Here is an 18,148-nt window from a genome sequence, read left to right on the forward strand (position 1 = left end):
CACAGGATTCTGCGGCGCATTTGGCCGCAGAACCCCGGGCCGGATCAGTCGTAGACGCGCTGATCCTCGATCACCAGCCCGTCCTTGGGCAGCGTGCCGGGTGGCACCACCTGAACGGTGCCCTTCAGCTTGAGAACCTCGACCACCGACTTGGCATAGGTGCCGTCATCGCCGCCGGGGCTTTCGATCTGCACGGTCATCGTGTCCATCTCGCCCTGCCGGGCAGCGATGACGCGGGCCTTGACGATCTCGTCATGCTTGGCGACCAGCGCGGCCACCTGTTCGGGGCGCACGAACATGCCCTTGATCTTGGTGGTCTGATCGGCGCGCCCCATCCAGCCCTTGATGCGGAGGTTGGTGCGGCCACAGGGCGACTGCCCGGGCAGCACCGCCGACAGATCACCGGTGGCAAAGCGGATCAGCGGATAGTCGGGGTTGAGGGAGGTCACCACGACCTCGCCGACCTCGCCTTCCGCCACCGGTGTTCCGGTGCCGGGGGTCACGATTTCGACGATGACATGCTCGTCGATGATCATGCCCTCCATCGCGGCGCTTTCATAGGCGATGTTACCCAGATCGGCCGTGGCATAGCATTGCAGGCAGGAAATTCCGCGATCGGCATAGGCCTGGCGCAGGCTGGGGAACAGTGCCCCGCCGCCCACGACAGCCTTCGAGAAATTCAGAGCGACGCCCATCTCGTCGGCCTTGTCCAGGATCACCTTCAGGTAATCGGGCGTGCCGGCATAGGCGGTGCAGCCCACGTCGCGCGCGGCGGTGACCTGAAGTTCGGTCTGGCCGGTGCCCGCGGGCAGCACGGCGGCGCCCACGGCACGCGCGCCGTTTTCAAAGATCATGCCCGCGGGTGTCAGGTGATAGCCAAAACAGTTCTGCACGATATCGCCCCCGCCCACGCCCGCCGCATGCAGGAACCGGCCCATGCGCCACCAGTCGTGATCGACCCCGCCGGGTTCATAGATCGGGCCGGGCGACTGGAACACATGGGCAAAGCCATGCGCAGGTTTGACGGTAAAGCCACCAAAGGGCGGGTGCTGACCCTGCGCCTTGGTCAGGTCGGACTTGCGCAGAACCGGCAGCCTGGGCAGATCGGCGATGGTCTGGACCGCATCCAGATCGACATCGGCGAAATGGGCCGCGAACCCGGGCGCGGATTTCGCCCGCGCCAGCTGTTCGCGCAGACCGGTCGATTGCTCGGCGGCGCGCTGATCGGCCGAACGGGTTTCCAGAGCGTCGTAGTATGTCATCGCCAGATCCTCCATCCGCTCACAGCCACCTCTTGCGGCGACGATAGGACCGCACGTCGCGGAAGCTCTTGCGGCCTTCGTCGGACATGCCGAGGTAGAACTCCTTGACGTCCGGGTTCTCGCGTAGTTCGGCGGCAGGGCCGTCCATCACCACGCGCCCCGATTCCAGGATATATCCGTAATGGGCAAAGCGCAGCGCCACGTTGGTGTTCTGCTCGGCCAGCAGGAAGGACACGCCTTCCTGTTCGTTCAGGTCCTTCACGATGGTGAAGATCTCCTCGACCAGCTGCGGCGCAAGGCCCATCGAGGGCTCGTCCAGCAGGATCGTCTCGGGGCGGCTCATCAGCGCGCGGCCCATGGCGACCATCTGCTGTTCCCCGCCCGAGGTATAGCCCGCCTGTGACCGACGCCGCTCTTTCAAGCGGGGGAAATAGTTGTAGACCAGTTCGAGATCCTGCTGGATGGCGGCCTTGCCGTCCTTGCGGGTATAGGCCCCGGTCAGCAGGTTTTCCTCGACGGTCAGATGTTCGAAACAGTGGCGGCCCTCCATCACCTGGATGACGCCCTTCTGCACCAGATCGGCCGGATCGCTCTCGTGCACGTTCTGGCCGCGATACTTGATCGAGCCCTTGGTGACCTCGCCGCGTTCGGAATGCAGCAGGTTCGACACCGCCTTGAGCGTCGTCGTCTTGCCGGCCCCGTTGCCGCCCAGCAGCGCGGTGATCCCGCCCTTGGGCACGGTCAGGCTGACGCCTTTCAGCACGAGGATCACGTGGTTGTAGATCACCTCGATATTGTTGACCTCAAGCAGGGTTTCCGCCTGCACGTCAGTGGTTTGTGCCGCATCCAGCATCAGCGCGTGTCCTCATGCCTGCCCCGTTCGGGGCTTGTCCGGTTCGGGACGGCGGTCAGCCGCCGCCCCGGTGTTCGTGCCGCTTAGTTGCAGCCCTGTTCGATGTTGTTCTCAGCCGCGTATGCGCTCGAGTCTTCCTCGATCAGCGGGCCGATCACGTCCGTATCGGTAGCCTTGAACTCTGAGATCAGAGTCCAGGTCTTGCTGTCTGCATCCCACTGGGTCACGCCCACAAGGGCATCCCCGCCGTGGTTTTCACAGCTGACCGAGAAGGTCGGACCAAAGTTCGGCAGGCCCAGTTCGGCCATCTTCGCTTCGGTCATCTCAAGTGCTTCCATACCGTCGCGCATGTCGCCCGAGGTGATGTCAGCCTTGCCCGAGATTTCTTGTGCCTTTTTGGCGGCTTCGGCGGCCAGCATCGCAGCATAGAGACCGCGGTTGTACAGGACCGTACCGACCTGATCACCGGCACCGGCGGCCTTGCCCGCATCGATGACGTATTTCTGCAGGTCGTCATACAGCGGATAGTCCGAGCCGACGTTGTGGAAGGTCAGCGCCTTGTAGCCATTCGCAGCCGCACCGGCGGGCATCACGTCATGTTCAGCGCCCGACCACCAGATGCCGATGAAGTTTTCCATCGGGAACCGGATGTTCGCAGCTTCCTGGATGGCCACCTGGTTCATCACGCCCCAGCCCCACATCAGGACATAATCGGGACGATCGCGGCGGATCTGCAGCCACTGCGATTTCTGCTCCTGGCCAGGGTGATCAACCGGCAGGGCCACCAGCTCGAAGCCGTGCTTCTTGGACAGCTCTTCCAGCGTGCGGATCGGCTCCTTGCCATAGGCCGAGTTGTGATAGACCAGCGCGATCTTCTTGCCGCTCAGATCACCGCCGTTTTCCTCGAGCAGATAGTTGACCGCACCCGAGGCACCGTCCCAGTAGTTGGCGGGGTAGTTGAACGTGTGGCTGAACACCTTGCCGTTCTTGGCTGAGGTACGGCCATATCCCATCGTGTGCATCGGGATGTCGTCAGCGGTGGTTTTCGGGATCAGCTGATAGGTGATACCGGTCGACAGCGGCTGATACACCAGCGCACCTTCGCCTTTGGTCGATTCATAGCATTCGACACCCTTCTCGGTATTGTAACCGGTTTCGCACTCGATGACCTTGGCCGGAACACCACCGATGCCGCCGTCCCGCTCGTTGAGCAGAGTGAAATAGTCCGCGTAGCCATCCGCGAAGGGGATGCCGCCCGCGGCGTAAGGCCCGGTGCGGTAGCTGAGTGACGGGAACACGAGGTCGGCCATTGCCGGACCTGCGGCCATCAGCGCACCCAGCGCCATGGTTGCCAGTTTCTTGTTCATCGGGTGTCTCCTCCCTTGGTTTGTCCGATGTTGGTTCGGGCTTTGCGCCCCTTTCTTGATTGGGCCGGTCCCTAGTGCGGGAAAGGCCAGAGTCTCAGTTTCTCCTTGGCGACGCGCCACAGCTGCGCCAGACCGTGCGGTTCGAGGATCAGGAACAGAATGATCAGCCCGCCCACGATCACCAGCTGCAGATGCGCGACGATGTCGGTGGGCCAGCCCAGCATGTCCGCGCCCACGACCTTGAGCACCACCGGCAGCAGGACCAGGAAGGCCGCGCCGGCAAAGGATCCGAAGATCGAGCCCAGCCCGCCGATGATGACCATGAACAGCACCAGGAAGGATTTCTGGATGCCGAAGGCCTCGCCCACCTCGACCGCGCCCAGGTAGATGGCGAAGAACAGCGCGCCCGACACGCCCACGAAGAACGAGCTGACGGCAAAGGCGCTGAGCTTGGCGCGCAACGGGTTCACACCGATGATTTCGGCGGCGATATCCATGTCGCGGATCGCCATCCAGGTGCGCCCGGTGGTGCCGCGGGTCAGGTTGCGGGCGATGATCGCGCAGGCGGTCAGGAAGATCAGGCAGAACAGATAGGTCGCCCAGGCCGGCGCGTTGGGGCCGGTGATGATGATGCCGAACACGTCACGTTCCGGCGCGTTGATCTGCCCCGAGGCCGAATAGTTGTAGAACCACGGCACCCGGTTGAACAGCCACACCAGGAAGAACTGCGCCGCCAGCGTCGCCACCGCGAGGTAGAACCCCTTGATCCGCAGGCTGGGCAGGCCGAACAGCACGCCTACGATGGCGGTGATGCCGCCGGCCAGGATCACATGGATGAACATCGACACGTCGGGAAAGGCGGTCATCAGCTTGTAGCAGGCATAGGCGCCCACGGCCATGAACCCGCCGGTGCCCAAGGAAACCTGCCCGCAATAGCCCACAAGAATGTTCAGCCCGATCGCCGCGATCGCATAGATCAGGAAGGGCAGCAGCAGCGCGTTGGCCCAGTAGTCGTTGATGATGAACGGGATGATCCCGAACGCCACCGCCAGCACCACGTAGTACCGATACCGGTCGAACTTGATCGGGAAAGTCTGGTTGTCGTCCCTGTAGGAGGTCTTGAAGTCTCCGGCCTCACGATAGAACATGTCTTACTTTCCCCATTGTTCCTGCGCCCGGTTGCGGGCTTCGGCGTCCAGTTGGTTGGACCGTTTGGCATATCCGCTCGCCTCTGAGGCGCGCACCAGTTTCATGTAGGCCAGAACACCCATCACCAGCCCGGCAAAGGCCAAAAGCGCGGCCACGGTCAGCTGATTGGCGGTCAGATCGTTCGAGGTCAGGGCGATGTACCCAAAGGCCCAGAACCCCGCCCATGCGATCACGTTGATGATGGCGATCAGCTTGGTCATGGCCTACACCCTCTCGATGATCTTCTCGCCGAACAGGCCCTGCGGCCGGAACACAAGGAAGATCAGCGCCAGCACATAAGCAAACCAGTTCTCGGTCGCGCCGCCCACCAGCGGGCCCACGGCGAACTCGAACAGCTTCTCGCCCACGCCGATGATCAGCCCGCCGACGATGGCGCCGGGGATCGAGGTGAAGCCGCCCAGCATCAACACCGGCAACGCCTTGAGCGCGATCAGCGACAGCGAGAACTGCACGCCCGACTTGGTGCCCCACATGATGCCAGCGACCAGCGCCACGAACCCCGCCACCGACCAGACCATGATCCAGATGAAGTTCAGCGAGATCCCCACCGACAGCGCGGCCTGGTGGTCGTCGGCCACGGCCCGCATGGCGCGGCCCTGCTTGGTGTACTGGCTGAACGCGACCAGTGCCGCCACCAGAAGCGCCGCGATGACCGTCGCCACGATGTCCAGATTGTCGATGAAGAAGCCGTAGCCGAAGATGTTGTAGGTGGTCTCGTCGATCCACAGGTTGATGCCCTGCGGCAGACCCACATCCAGCGTCTTGATCTCGGACCCCCACATCAGGTCGGCCACGCCTTCCAGGAAGTAGGCCAGACCGATGGTGGCCATGAACAAGATGATTGGCTCCTGCCCCACAAGGTGGCGCATGACAAAGCGCTGCACCGCCCAGGCAAGCAGGACCATCACGCCCATCGTCAGCAGAATGGCCAGCAGCGCCGGCACGTTCCAGCCGAAGTAGTGAATATGCGTGCCGAAGATCGCGTTGATCAGATGGGAGAACGGAACTTGCCCGTTCATGATCCCCACCAGCGTCATCGCCGCAAACAGGGCCATAACCCCCTGGGCATAATTGAAGATCCCCGACGCCTTGTAGATCAGCACAAAGCCCAGCGCGACCAGCGCATACAGCACCCCGGCCATGAGGCCGTTCAGAAAGACCTCCATCGCGAAAATCAACTGATCAGGCATCTGCGCCTCCCCTCAATTCTGTGCGGTGCTCAGTCATGGCTGACCCCCAGATAGGCGTCGATGACTTCCTGGTTGTTGCGCACCTCGTCGGGCGTGCCGTCCCCGATCTTCTTGCCGTAATCCATCACGACCACGCGGTCGCTCAGGTCCATCACCACGCCCATGTCATGCTCGATCAGGGCGATGGTCGTGCCGAACTCGTCGTTCACGTCCAGGATAAACCGGCTCATGTCCTCTTTTTCTTCGACGTTCATGCCCGCCATCGGCTCGTCCAGCAGCAGCAGCTTGGGTTCGGCGGCCAGCGCGCGGGCCAGTTCGACGCGCTTCTTCAGGCCATAGGGCAGGCGCGCTACCGGCGTCTTGCGGATGTGCTGGATTTCCAGAAAGTCGATGATCTTTTCCACCGCCTCGCGGTTTTCCACCTCTTCCGCCTCGGCCTTGCCGCGCCAGATCGCCTGCTGCAGAATGTTTGTCCTCATGAAGTTCAGGCGGCCGGTCATCACGTTGTCCAGAACGCTCATGCCTTCAAACAGGGCGATGTTCTGAAAGGTCCGCGCGATGCCCTGGCGGGCCACCTCATAGGGTTTCATCTGCGGGCGTTTCGCCCCATGGAACCAGACCTCGCCCTCCTGCGGAATGTAGAAACCGGAAATCACGTTCAGCATCGAGGACTTGCCCGCGCCGTTCGGACCGATGATCGCGCGGATCTCGCCCTGGCGAATGTCGAACGAGATGTCCTTGATCGCCACCACGCCGCCGAAGCGCAGGGTGATGTTCTTCATCTCCATCACCACGCCGCCGATCTTGCGGCCATCCTCGGTGACATATCCGTCGTCGGATGCATCCAGCATCGTCTACTCCTCAAACTGCGGGTGAACGGGACGGCGGGCGGGGCGATGGCCGCAGGCCGAGCGGCGCACGACCGGCCTCATTCCGCGGCCACCTTCTGATGCGACACCGGAACGACCGGCACGTCGACGATCTGCAGCGTGGCGCTGATCGATCCCTTGCGCCCGTCCTCATAGGTCACCTCGGTCGTGGTCGAGACCGTCTCGGACCCGTCATAAAGCGCGGCGATGATGTCGGCGTATTTGTCTTCGACGAACTTGCGGCGCACCTTTCGGGTGCGGGTGATCTCGCCATCGTCGGGGTCCAGTTCCTTGTGCAGCACCACGAACCGGTGCACCTGGCAGCCTGACAGCATCTCGTCGGCGGCAACCGACTTGTTGACCTCTTCCACATGGCTGCGGATCGTCTCCAGCACCCGCGGATGGCCCGCCAGTTCCTGGTACGAGGCATAGGCAATGTTGTTGCGCTCGGCCCAGTTGCCCACCGCCGTCAGGTCGATGTTGATGAAGGCCACGCAGCGGTCGCGGCCATTGCCGAACAGCACCACTTCGAGGATGTCGGGATAGAACTTCAGCTTGTTCTCGACATATTTCGGCGCGAACATCGAGCCGTCAGCCATCTTGCCCACGTCCTTGGCGCGGTCGATGATCCGCAGATGGCCGCTGCTTTCTTCGATGAACCCCGCGTCGCCCGTGGCCACCCAGCCTTCGGGGTCCTTGGTCGAGGCGGTGGATTCGGGGTTCTTGAAGTATTCAACGAACACGCCGGGCGAGCGATAGAAGATCTCGCCATTCTCGGCGATCTTCAGCTCGACATCGGGCGCAGGCACACCGACTGTATCGGCGCGCACCTCGCCGTCGGGCTGGACGGTGATGAACACCGTCGCCTCGGTCTGACCATAAAGCTGCTTCAGGTTGATCCCCAGCGAGCGGTAGAAATCGAAAATTTCGGGCCCGATCGCCTCGCCCGCGGTGTATCCGACACGGAACCGGCCATAGCCCAGCGTATCTTTGAGCGGTCCGTAAACCAGGACATTTCCGATCGCGTATTTCAGGCGATCCATTAGTCCGACCGGGTGGCCGTCCAGGATGCGCCCGCCGACCTTTTTGGCGTGATCCATGAAATAGCGGAACATCCGCTGCTTCATCGGGCTGGCATCCTCCATCCGGATCATCACGTTGGTCAGCTGGGTTTCAAATACACGCGGCGGCGCGAAGAAGTAGGTCGGGCCGATCTCGCGCAGGTCGGTCATCATCGTGTCGGCGCTTTCGGGGCAGTTCACGCAGAACCCGCACCAATAGGCCTGACCGACCGAAAAGATGAAATCGCCCACCCAAGCCATCGGCAGATAGGACAGGATATCCTCGTTGCGGGTCAGGTGGTCGAACTCGGCCGAGTTCTTTGCGCTTTCGATCACGTTGCGGTTCGACAGAACCACGCCCTTGGGCTTGCCCGTTGTGCCCGAGGTATAGAGCATCACGCAGGTGTCGTCATAGGTGATCTCGGCGATGCGGCGGTCCAGCTCGGCATCGAACCGGTGGTGCCCGGCGCGCCCCTCAGCCATGATGTCGCTCAGCGCGTTCATCTGGCTGTGGTCGTATTTCCGCATGCCGCGCTTGTCGGTGTACAGGATGTGCTTGACCTGGTGCAGGTCCTGCTGGATCTCGATGACCTTGTCGACCTGTTCCTGGTCGCCGCAGACCACGTATTTCGCGCCGCAGTGTTCCAGCACATAGGCCATCTCCTCGGCGACCGAGTCCTGATACAGCGGCACCGGCACCGCGCCCACCATCTGGGCCGCGACCATCGACCAGTAATGCGCCGGGCGGTTGCGCCCGATCACGGCGATATGGTCGCCCTTTTCAACGCCAAGCTCCAGGAACCCCAGAGCCAGCGCACGGATCTCGGCGGCCGTTTCCGCCCAGGTCCAGCACTGCCAGATCCCGAATTCCTTTTCGCGGTAGGCCGGGGCATCCCCGAACTGCGTCGCATTGCGGTGTAGCAGCGCCGGAAGGGAGTGCATCCCCTCGGCGCCCGACTGCGTCTGAGCCAATTCTATCTCTCCTCCCCATCCGGCCCCGGGTTGGGCCGGAACGACGTCGCCGGGTCAGACCCGCGCGCCGCTGCCCCGATTAAGGACAAGGAGGACGATCAGCGTCAACTTTTTCGTGATGTTTTCTCAATTCTTACGAATTGTAACAGGGATGCCGGGGTGATGTTCCGATTTGTACGTCTTGTACAAATCGGAACATCACGCTTCAAAAAAGAGCGGCGTGGGTTTGCATTCTGCTTCTACGCCGAAACGCTAAAGAGAATATGATAACGGTCGTATATGCAGAGCGTGATAAATGGCAGCTTCGAGCTCGAAGCTGACGTTTGTCCTCGGCGACCCAAAGTAGCAGTGTTTGCGATCGTACGTTTCCAATATAAAGTTGCTGGATGCTCATTCAAAAGTGGGTGTTGAGCGGCGAAAAAGTGATCGAAAGGTACGGACCTTGGCCTTTTCTAATGATCTGATACCCGTATTCTTGCTGTGTGTCGCATGCTTCACCCTCGTCACAACTTTGCTGTACCGCCTGATGTACGCCGTGATACACAACCGAATTGCCGACGAACACATCAAGATTCTTGATTGGGGCGCATTCAGAATATCAGTGATACACTCGCTGTTGCTGACACTTGGCTTTAGCGTAACTCGAGACGACTTCACCGAATTGAGATCTGTTGCCAACCAGCAGGCCATAGAAATAGAGCGAATTTATAAAGGCTTGGGTTGGTCGAGCGACCCGGAAGCTGCGATCATAAGAGCCAAAGTGGCGGAACTGGCAAACGTCTTAGTCAATGAGGAATGGCCCCTTCTCAGGAAAGGCGAGCTTTCGTTGGCAGCAGACGCGCTAATGCGTGAGATCGGTACTGGCTTGATACATCTGCGGTCAAACGCAAACGAACCGATTGCAGAAGACCTTCTTACCAGTCATCTGGTTGTGCAAGAGACCCGTGCCACTCTCAGTTTGAATGTCCTGTCTGGCCCAACCCGGCTATTCTGGACGATCGCTTCAGTCGGTTTTGTTTTTACTGCGATTTGTTTGCTAGCATACCCCTTGAGTAGTGCTTCTACGGCGGTGATGGCGATGTTTGCGGCATTGAACGGAGCAGTGCTTTTTGGAATCGTCGTTATGGGGAATCCATTCGAGCGGATTGTTAAAGTCACACCAGTTTCACTTGAAAAGGTGATCGAAAGATCATTTTGAGGGTTAGCCTGAACACACAGCTTAGATAACCGCGTAGGGCGGTTTCGTTTGTTGTTTTTGGGCGGCTCAAGCCGCTTGCCGCGAATGTCGAGTTCGTCCCGCATACAAGACATCCAGACCTATCAACTCGAACGTCCTTGGCTTTGCGCCCTACAACCAATCCCGCAAAATCGGGATCAGTGGAACATCTGCCGCCGGCATCGGATAGTTGCGCAGATCGTTCGCCCGCACCCATTTCAGCGCCTGACCCTCTTTCGACTGCGGAATGCCCTGCCACTTGCGGCAGGCAAACAGCGGCATCAGTAGATGGAAATCGTCATAGCTGTGGCTGGCAAAGGTCAGCGGTGCAAGGCACGAGGCCCAGGTGTCGATGCCCAGTTCCTCGTGCAATTCGCGGATCAGGGCGGCCTCGGGGGTTTCGCCCGTCTCGATCTTGCCGCCGGGAAATTCCCACAGCCCAGCCATGGATTTGCCTTCCGGGCGCTGCGCCAGCAGCACCCGCCCATCCACGTCGATCAAGGCGACGGCAGAGACGAGAACCGTTTTCATGGTCGCAATCCCGGACGCAAAATCGGGCTCCACTTCTGCTCGAATAGCTCTGATGTCACGACCGGTAATCCGCGTTGATCTCGATGTATCGGTGGGTCAGATCGCAGGTCCAGACAGTGGCCTTGCCCTCGCCCAGCCCCAGATCGACCGCGATCACCAGTTCCTGGCCCTTCATGTAGGCGGCGGCGTCTTCCTCGCGATAGGTCGGGCTGACCCAGCCTTTTTCGGCCACGAGGATATCGCCGAAGGAAATGCTGAGCGTGTCGCGATCGGCCGCCGCGCCGGATTTGCCGATAGCCATGACGACCCGGCCCCAGTTCGGATCCTCGCCCGCGATGGCGGTCTTGACCAGCGGTGAATTGGCGATGGCTATGCCGTGGACTTTGGCATCGGCGTCCGAGGCGGCGCCGGTCACGCGGATCTCTACGAATTTGGTGGCGCCTTCGCCGTCCTTCACCACCTGATGCGCCAGATCCAGCATCACCGATTCCAGCGCCCGCGCGAAATCGGCATTGCCGGTGGCATCCGCGCCCGACGCGCCGGTCGCGCATAGCAGCAGGCTGTCCGAGGTCGAGGTGTCGCTGTCCACGGTGATGCAGTTGAAGGTCCGGTCGGTCTGCTCGGCCAGCATCCGTTGCAGCGCTGATTGGTCGATATTCGCATCGGTGAAGATATAGACCAGCATCGTCGCCATGTCGGGCGCGATCATGCCCGACCCTTTGGCAATCCCCGCAATAGAGACTGTTTTGCCGTCAATCTCGACCTGCGCGCTGGCGCCTTTGGGGAAGGTGTCGGTGGTCATGATCGCCCGCGCGGCCTCTTCCAACGCGTCGGCGCGCAGGCCGTCGGTCAGTTCGTCCAGCCGGGCCACGATCCGGTCATGCGGCAGCGGCTCGCCGATCACCCCGGTGGACGAGGTGAACACGCGGTTCTGCGCCACACCGGTCGCCTGCGCCACGGCTTCGGTGATCTGCTCGACCGAGGCCCGCCCGTACTGCCCGGTAAAGGCGTTGGCATTGCCCGAGTTCACCAGGATCGCCGCCGGCCCGTCGCTGGGCCCGCCGATCTTGTCCTGGCAATCCAGCACCGGCGCCGCACGGGTGGCCGAGCGGGTGAACACCCCCGCCATCGCGGTGCCCGGATCGAGCACCGCCAGCATCACGTCGGTGCGGCCCTGATACCGCACCCCGGCGGCGACGGTGGCGAACCGCACACCGTCGATGACCGGCAGATCAGGGAAGGCCGCGGGGGCCAGCGGAGACACCTTGGTGATCTTGGCCACGCCGGGTTACTCCTGAACCAGGTCCAGCTTGCGGACCACGTCCGGGGTCAGGCCCTCGACCTCGGGGCGCTCGACGCTGCCGGCCTGGGTCAGCTCGTCGATCTTGGCCTGAATGGCCTCCTGACGGACGGACTGGGCCAGTTCATCCCGCACCGCCGCAAACTCGGGCGCTTCGGATTTGCGTTTGTCGTTCAGGATCACGACATGCCACCCGAACTGGGTCTGTACCGGGTCCGAGACCTGACCTTTTTCCAGCCCGATCACGGCCTGTTCGAATTCGGGCACCATCTGGCCCTTGCCAAACCAGCCCAGCGCACCGCCATTGGGACCGGACGGGCCGGTTGATTTCTCTTTGGCCAGCTCGGCAAAATCGGCGCCGTCATCCAGTTGCGCCTTGATCTCTTTGGCCTCCTCCTCGGTCGCGACAAGGATGTGGCTGGCGTTGAACTCGTCCTCGCCCTGGAAGTCCGCGAACTGCGCGTCATAGGCGGCCTGGATCGCGTCGTCGGTCACCTCGGCATCGGTGATCTGGTTCACCGTCTGCACCGCCTTCAGCGAGCGCTCTTCGTTGGTCAGCATCAGCGCGTTCAGGCGGGTCAAGTCTTCCTGCTCCTGGCTGAGCAATTGTTGCTGGATCAGCTGCTCGACGATGAACTGGTACAGGACCTCGTCTTCCAACTGCTGATATTGCGGCGGCAGGCCAGCCGCAGTGGCAATCACGTGACCCAAAGTGATCTCGTCGCCGTTGACGCGCGCCACAACCGTATCGGCAGAGTGTTCGGTTTCAGCGGCGACAGGCAGGGCCATCATGGCCGCAAGAGCCAGCGATGGCAGAAAAGTGAGACCTTTGGGCATGAATTCATCCTATATTCTGGCCGCGACAGGGCGTGGCGTTGACACTCTGGAACCTGCCGCTTACATCGCTTGCAGCCTTTGACAGGACCATCTTTTCCTCCCAGCTATCTATGGGTTGCGCGCAAGGTGGGCAAGCCTGTCGCAACCAAGACAAGAAAAGATCCGCTGGAGTGAACATGCTGGGACTCGGTACGCTTGCCAAAAAGGTGTTCGGAACACCGAACGACCGCAAGATCAAGGCAACCCGCCCGCTGGTCGAAAAGATCAACGCGCTGGAGCCGGAGTTCGAAAAACTCTCGGATGACGATCTGAAAGCCAAGACCGAAGAGCTGCGCAAGCGGGCCAACGAGGGTGAGAGCCTGGACGACCTGCTGCCCGAGGCATTCGCCAACGTTCGTGAGGGCGCCAAGCGCGCGCTGGGTTTGCGGGCCTTTGACGTGCAGCTCATGGGCGGCATCTTCCTGCATCAGGGCAACATCGCCGAGATGAAGACCGGCGAAGGCAAGACCCTGGTCGCCACTTTCCCCGCCTATCTGAACGCACTGACCGGAAAGGGCGTGCATGTCGTCACGGTCAACGAATATCTGGCAAAGCGTGACGCCGAATGGATGAGCAACGTGTTCGGCGCGTTGGGTATGACCACCGGCGTGATCTGGTCGGGCCAGCCCGATGCCGAGAAAAAAGCGGCCTATGCCTGTGACATCACCTACGCCACCAACAACGAGCTGGGCTTCGACTATCTGCGCGACAACATGAAAGCGGATCTGAACGAGGTCTACCAGAAGCACCACAATTTCGCGATCGTGGACGAGGTCGACTCGATTCTGATCGACGAGGCACGGACCCCTCTGATCATCTCGGGTCCATCTCAGGACCGGTCCGATCTCTACACGGCCATCGACGGTCTGATCCCGTCCTTGCAGGACGATCACTATACGATCGACGAGAAGTCGCGCAGCGTGACCTTCACCGATGAAGGCAACGAGTTCCTCGAAGAGCAGCTGCACGCCAGTGGCCTGCTGCCCGAGGGCCAGTCGCTGTACGACCCTGAAAGCACCACGGTGGTGCACCACGTCAACCAGGGCCTGCGTGCGCACAAGCTGTTCCAGCGGGACAAGGACTACATCGTACGCGACGGCAACGTGGTTCTGATCGACGAATTCACCGGGCGCATGATGCCGGGCCGCCGTCTGTCCGAAGGCCTGCACCAAGCGATCGAAGCCAAGGAAGGCGCGCCGATCCAGCCCGAAAACGTGACTTTGGCCAGCGTGACTTTCCAGAACTATTTCCGCCTCTATGACAAGCTGGCCGGCATGACCGGTACCGCCCTGACCGAGGCCGAGGAATTCGCCGAAATCTACGGCCTCGGCGTGGTTGAAGTGCCGACCAACAAGCCGATCGCCCGTGTCGACGAGGATGATCAGGTCTATCGCACCGCGGCCGAGAAATACGCGGCCATGATCGAAGAGATCAAGAAGGCCAACGCCAAGGGCCAGCCGGTTCTGGTGGGCACCACCTCGATCGAGAAGTCCGAGATGCTCAGCGAGATGCTGACCAAGGAAGGCATCAAGCACAACGTCCTGAACGCCCGCCAGCACGAGCAGGAGGCCCAGATCGTGGCCGAGGCCGGACGTCTGGGCGCGGTAACCATCGCCACCAACATGGCCGGCCGCGGCACCGACATCCAGCTGGGCGGCAACGTTGAAATGAGCGTCATGCAGGCGCTGGCCGAAAACCCCGACGCCGACCCGGCCGAACTGCGCGCCCGGGAAGAGGCGCGCCATGCGGAAGAAAAGCAAAAGGTGCTTGAGGCCGGCGGTCTGTTCGTTCTGGCCTCGGAGCGCCACGAAAGCCGCCGCATCGACAACCAGCTGCGCGGCCGTTCGGGCCGTCAGGGCGACCCGGGCCGCACCGTGTTTTTCCTCAGCCTGGAAGACGACCTGATGCGCATCTTCGGCTCAGAACGGCTGGACAAGGTTCTGACCACCTTGGGCATGAAAGAAGGCGAAGCGATCGTCCACCCTTGGGTGAACAAATCGCTGGAACGTGCGCAGGCCAAGGTCGAAGGCCGCAACTTCGACATGCGCAAGAACGTTCTCAAGTTCGACGACGTGATGAACGATCAGCGCAAGGTGATCTTCAACCAGCGACGCGAAATCATGTCGACCGACGATCTGTCCGAAATCGTTTCGGACATGCGCGAACAGGTCATCGACGATCTGATCGACCAGTACATGCCGCCCAAAACCTACGCCGATCAGTGGGACACCGACGGGCTGCACGCGGCCCTCAAGGAAAAGCTGAACATTGATGTTCCGGTTCAGGAGTGGGCGGCCGAGGATGGGGTCGACGACGACGTGGTTCGCGAGCGCCTGATCAAGGCCACCGACGAGATGATGGCCCAGAAGGCTGCCGCCTTCGGCCCCGAGAACATGCGCAACATCGAAAAGCAGGTGCTGCTGCAGACCATCGACAGCAAGTGGCGCGAGCACTTGCTGACCCTGGAACATCTGCGCTCGGTCGTGGGCTTCCGCGGTTACGCCCAGCGCGATCCGCTGAACGAATACAAGACCGAAAGCTTCCAGCTGTTCGAGAACATGCTCGACAGCCTGCGCGAAACGGTCACCCAGCAACTGGCCCGCGTCCGCCCGCTGACCGAAGAAGAGCAGCGCGAGATGCTGGCACAGATGCAGGCGCAGCAGGCCCAGATCAAAAAAGCCGCCGAACAGGCCGAAGCGGTGGCCGAGGCGCAGGCCTCGGGCGATGCGCGGCCCGGCTTTGTCGAGGACGACCCGTCAACCTGGGGTAATCCGTCGCGCAACGATCCCTGCCCCTGCGGGTCCGGAAAGAAATTCAAGCACTGCCATGGTCGGCTTGCCTGATCCGGTCAGATTCCCGACATAATGAGTCCGCGTCGCGGCCACATATTGGCCGCGATTGTTAAGCACTCTCCGACTCGCTCCTTCAACTGGGGAGGGTGTCTTGTTTGTAATACGGAACTACGTGACCACAGGTGGCACGGTCGCATGCGCCTTGGCCATCGGCTACCTGATGCAGAACGGACCGGCCTCGCAGCCGGACGTGCAGGAAACACGTCAAGCGATGATCCAGCCGTCTGGAGAAGGCACCGTGATTGCCGGGTTGGAAGGTATCGTTCTGACTTCGGCGACGCCGAATGCGTCCACGGCCCCCGAACCCTCGGCCAAGGTTCCGCCTCGGGCTGAGCCTGCCGTTCCCCAGGCGCAGGTCAACTGCGATCTCCGGGCCCGCGCAATGGCAGCCCCCTACGCGACAGCACGTTTGACCCTGAAGGCCCCCTGCAATCCCGATGAAACCGTCGAGCTGCACCACAGCGGCATGACGTTCAGCGCCAGAACCGACAAGAACGGTCGTCTGGACCTGTCCATTCCCGCCCTGTCGGAATATGCCATTTTCCTGATCTCGTTCAAAAACCAGCGCGGCACTGTCGCCACCACTCACATTCCTGATTTTTCAGACTATGACCGGGTTGCGCTGCAATGGATGGGGGACACCGAATTGCAACTGCACGCGTTGGAGTTCGGTGCATCCTATGGCGAGGCCGGGCATGTCTGGTCGAACGCCGGCAGCTCCGGCACCGGGCAGGTTGTCCACTTCGGCATGGCCGGCGAGCGCAATGTCGAGATCTATTCGGTCCCCCGCAACCTGGCCGAGGCAAATGGCACCGTCGCCCTGAGCGTCGAGGCCGAAGTGACTCCCCGAAATTGTGGGCAGGACCTGGATCTGCAAGCGCTCGAGTTGCTGGACGATCAAGGGCTGCGGTCGCGAGAGCTGTCGATCACCCTGCCGGCCTGCGACAGCGGACAGGACTTTCTGGTGTTGAATAATCTGTTCCAAGACCTGACAATCGCCGCAAAGTAACGGCAGGCAGGTCTACAGGTCTTTATGAAGTATCTTCACGCGACGATGACGGTGTTGTCGTTGATGGCTGGCGCTTCAGGCGCCCTCGCTCAGGACATCACGCTGACCTCGCATGACGGCAAGGTCGAGATCACCGGGAACCTGTTGGGGTTTGATGGTGAGTTCTACCGTGTGGACACCCAGTTCGGCGAATTGACGGTGGATGGATCCGGCGTCACCTGCGACGGTCCGGCTTGCCCCAACCTGATCGACTTTGTGGCCGAAGTGAACTTCTCTGGCGCATCGGTGATGGCCGAATCCCTACTTCCGGCCCTGATCGAAGGCTTTGCGCAACGAGAAAACCTGAACGTGTTAAGCGAAGGCACGGACCCTGCGCAGCTTGTCTTTGCCCTGACGCAGCCGGATCGGACTGCACCTTTGGCGCGGTTTTTCCTGCGCGTTTCGGACACCGACCGCGGTTTTGCCGATCTGACCGCCGATCAGGCAGACATCGCTTTGGCGATGCGCGAAATCCGCCCGCAGGAGGCCGCGGCGGCGCAGGAAAACGGTCTGGGCGACCTGTCCCGACCGCGCCGATCGCGGGTGGTGGCCCTTGGCGCGCTGGTGCCGGTGGTCTCATTGGACAATCCGATCCAGCAGATCTCGGTTTCGGACCTGGCGCGGGTCATAAATGGCGAGGTCGCCAACTGGGCACAGCTCGGTGGCCCGGATGCCCCCATCGCCGTTCATCTGCCGGATGTGACAACAGGCGTTGGTCAGGCCGTGCAAGATCAGGTGATGCAGCCAGCCGGTGTGCAGGCGCATGAGGACGTGATCCGACACACCCGCAGCGCGGAACTGGCAGCAGCGGTTGCGCGCGATCCCTTCGCACTCGGTATCGTCAGCCACGCTGACCCGCAAAACGTGCGCAGTCTGCCGCTGTCCGGCGGATGCGGTCACGCATTGCGCGCCACGCGCGCCGCCATCAAGACCGAGGACTATCCGCTGACCCTGCCGATGTTCCTGTATCTACCGCAGCGGCGCCTGCCGAAGATCGCCCGCCAGTTTCTGGCCTATGTCCAAAGCCCCGAGGCACAGATGGTCATCCGGCAAGCCGGTTTCGTCGACCAGTCCCACGAACTGGTACGTCTTGGGCTTCAGGGCGACCGGTTGGCCAACGCCATCACCTCGGGTGGGTCCGAGGTGGGTCTGGAAGAACTGCAACGGATGATCGAAACTCTGCGCCCGCTGTCGCGCCTGTCGGTGTCTTTCCGGTTCGAGCCGGGATCGTCGCGGCCAGACGCGCAGTCGCGATCGAACATCCTGCAAATGGCGCAGGCGCTTGAATCGGGCCAGTATGACGGGCGCAAACTGGTCTTCGTCGGTTTCAGTGACGGGGACGGTGCCGCGGAAACCAATGCCCGCATCGCCTTGCGGCGCGCACAGACCGTGCGGAACGCGATCCTGGCCGCGATCGAGACCGCAGTACCAGAAACCGTCGAGATCGCCGTCGAAGGATTCGGTGAAGCCATGCCCATGGCCTGCGACGACACGGAATGGGGCCGCAAGGCCAACCGCCGGGTCGAAGTCTGGGTGCGCTAG

15 protein-coding genes are annotated in these 18,148 nt (G+C 61.6%); 4 read left to right on the top strand and 11 right to left on the bottom strand.

The window, feature by feature from the left end:
* Positions 1-44: 44 nt before the first annotated feature.
* From ACR0NB_RS12700 to ACR0NB_RS12735, 8 genes are all read right to left on the bottom strand, one after another.
* Complete coding sequence (locus ACR0NB_RS12700; protein ID WP_480775866.1) at positions 45-1,262, bottom strand: phenylacetate--CoA ligase family protein; 1,218 nt, start codon at positions 1,260-1,262, stop codon at positions 45-47.
* A 19-nt stretch (positions 1,263-1,281) separates the two neighbouring features.
* Positions 1,282-2,115 (bottom strand): ABC transporter ATP-binding protein, encoded by an 834-nt coding sequence (locus ACR0NB_RS12705; RefSeq protein ID WP_170342738.1) that lies wholly within the window; start codon positions 2,113-2,115, stop codon positions 1,282-1,284.
* Positions 2,116-2,198: 83 nt separating this feature from the next.
* A complete protein-coding gene (locus ACR0NB_RS12710) occupies positions 2,199-3,482 on the bottom strand; it encodes an ABC transporter substrate-binding protein (protein ID WP_170391347.1) in 1,284 nt (427 codons plus the stop codon).
* 71 nt (positions 3,483-3,553) lie between these two features.
* Positions 3,554-4,630, bottom strand: a complete 1,077-nt coding sequence (locus ACR0NB_RS12715) for a branched-chain amino acid ABC transporter permease (protein WP_005979938.1) — start codon at positions 4,628-4,630, stop codon at positions 3,554-3,556.
* A gap of 3 nt (positions 4,631-4,633) precedes the next feature.
* Positions 4,634-4,891: a hypothetical protein gene (locus tag ACR0NB_RS12720; protein WP_170340767.1), complete on the bottom strand. Its 258-nt coding sequence runs from the start codon at positions 4,889-4,891 to the stop codon at positions 4,634-4,636.
* Between the two features lie 3 nt (positions 4,892-4,894).
* Entirely contained in the window at positions 4,895-5,881 is a 987-nt protein-coding gene (locus ACR0NB_RS12725; protein ID WP_170340766.1) for a branched-chain amino acid ABC transporter permease, read from the bottom strand.
* Between the two features lie 29 nt (positions 5,882-5,910).
* Positions 5,911-6,732 (bottom strand): ABC transporter ATP-binding protein, encoded by an 822-nt coding sequence (locus ACR0NB_RS12730; protein WP_170364002.1) that lies wholly within the window; start codon positions 6,730-6,732, stop codon positions 5,911-5,913.
* Positions 6,733-6,809: 77 nt separating this feature from the next.
* Positions 6,810-8,753 (bottom strand): AMP-binding protein, encoded by a 1,944-nt coding sequence (locus ACR0NB_RS12735; protein ID WP_480775918.1) that lies wholly within the window; start codon positions 8,751-8,753, stop codon positions 6,810-6,812.
* Positions 8,754-9,162: 409 nt separating this feature from the next.
* On the opposite strand from ACR0NB_RS12735, the gene ACR0NB_RS12740 reads away from it, so the two are divergent.
* Entirely contained in the window at positions 9,163-9,981 is an 819-nt protein-coding gene (locus ACR0NB_RS12740) for a bestrophin-like domain (protein ID WP_170342728.1), read from the top strand.
* 150 nt (positions 9,982-10,131) lie between these two features.
* Here the strand turns inward: ACR0NB_RS12740 and mutT are convergent, their stop codons facing one another.
* Genes mutT through ACR0NB_RS12755 form a run of 3 tightly spaced genes read right to left on the bottom strand, consistent with a single transcriptional unit; the run spans position 10,132 to position 12,667 of the window.
* The gene (mutT, locus tag ACR0NB_RS12745; RefSeq protein ID WP_480775867.1) at positions 10,132-10,530 is read right to left on the bottom strand and encodes an 8-oxo-dGTP diphosphatase MutT; all 399 of its coding nucleotides are present in this window, start codon (positions 10,528-10,530) and stop codon (positions 10,132-10,134) included.
* Positions 10,531-10,585: 55 nt separating this feature from the next.
* A complete protein-coding gene (gene argJ, locus ACR0NB_RS12750; protein ID WP_480775868.1) occupies positions 10,586-11,812 on the bottom strand; it encodes a bifunctional glutamate N-acetyltransferase/amino-acid acetyltransferase ArgJ in 1,227 nt (408 codons plus the stop codon).
* Positions 11,813-11,818: 6 nt separating this feature from the next.
* Positions 11,819-12,667 (bottom strand): peptidylprolyl isomerase, encoded by an 849-nt coding sequence (locus ACR0NB_RS12755; RefSeq protein WP_170370363.1) that lies wholly within the window; start codon positions 12,665-12,667, stop codon positions 11,819-11,821.
* 176 nt (positions 12,668-12,843) lie between these two features.
* On the opposite strand from ACR0NB_RS12755, the gene secA reads away from it, so the two are divergent.
* The 3 genes from secA (at position 12,844) to ACR0NB_RS12770 (ending at position 18,148) form a co-directional block, all read left to right on the top strand.
* Positions 12,844-15,549 (top strand): preprotein translocase subunit SecA, encoded by a 2,706-nt coding sequence (secA, locus tag ACR0NB_RS12760; RefSeq protein ID WP_170373173.1) that lies wholly within the window; start codon positions 12,844-12,846, stop codon positions 15,547-15,549.
* Between the two features lie 100 nt (positions 15,550-15,649).
* Positions 15,650-16,567 (top strand): hypothetical protein, encoded by a 918-nt coding sequence (locus tag ACR0NB_RS12765; protein WP_480775869.1) that lies wholly within the window; start codon positions 15,650-15,652, stop codon positions 16,565-16,567.
* A gap of 24 nt (positions 16,568-16,591) precedes the next feature.
* Positions 16,592-18,148: a phosphate ABC transporter substrate-binding/OmpA family protein gene (locus tag ACR0NB_RS12770; RefSeq protein WP_480775870.1), complete on the top strand. Its 1,557-nt coding sequence runs from the start codon at positions 16,592-16,594 to the stop codon at positions 18,146-18,148.

The sequence above is a fragment of the Ruegeria sp. CG3 genome, assembly GCF_056537205.1.

Bases quoted from the DNA above. Each gene is read 5' to 3' on its own strand.
- ACR0NB_RS12725 (WP_170340766.1), bottom strand. From the start codon at position 5,881: ATGCCTGATCAGTTGATTTTCGCGATGGAGGTCTTTCTGAACGGCCTC.
- ACR0NB_RS12755 (WP_170370363.1), bottom strand. From the start codon at position 12,667: ATGCCCAAAGGTCTCACTTTTCTGCCATCGCTGGCTCTTGCGGCCATG.
- ACR0NB_RS12715 (WP_005979938.1), bottom strand. From the start codon at position 4,630: ATGTTCTATCGTGAGGCCGGAGACTTCAAGACCTCCTACAGGGACGAC.
- secA (WP_170373173.1), top strand. From the start codon at position 12,844: ATGCTGGGACTCGGTACGCTTGCCAAAAAGGTGTTCGGAACACCGAAC.
- ACR0NB_RS12730 (WP_170364002.1), bottom strand. From the start codon at position 6,732: ATGCTGGATGCATCCGACGACGGATATGTCACCGAGGATGGCCGCAAG.
- mutT (WP_480775867.1), bottom strand. From the start codon at position 10,530: ATGAAAACGGTTCTCGTCTCTGCCGTCGCCTTGATCGACGTGGATGGG.
- ACR0NB_RS12770 (WP_480775870.1), top strand. From the start codon at position 16,592: ATGAAGTATCTTCACGCGACGATGACGGTGTTGTCGTTGATGGCTGGC.
- ACR0NB_RS12720 (WP_170340767.1), bottom strand. From the start codon at position 4,891: ATGACCAAGCTGATCGCCATCATCAACGTGATCGCATGGGCGGGGTTC.
- ACR0NB_RS12735 (WP_480775918.1), bottom strand. From the start codon at position 8,753: ATGCACTCCCTTCCGGCGCTGCTACACCGCAATGCGACGCAGTTCGGG.
- ACR0NB_RS12705 (WP_170342738.1), bottom strand. From the start codon at position 2,115: ATGCTGGATGCGGCACAAACCACTGACGTGCAGGCGGAAACCCTGCTT.
- ACR0NB_RS12710 (WP_170391347.1), bottom strand. From the start codon at position 3,482: ATGAACAAGAAACTGGCAACCATGGCGCTGGGTGCGCTGATGGCCGCA.
- ACR0NB_RS12700 (WP_480775866.1), bottom strand. From the start codon at position 1,262: ATGACATACTACGACGCTCTGGAAACCCGTTCGGCCGATCAGCGCGCC.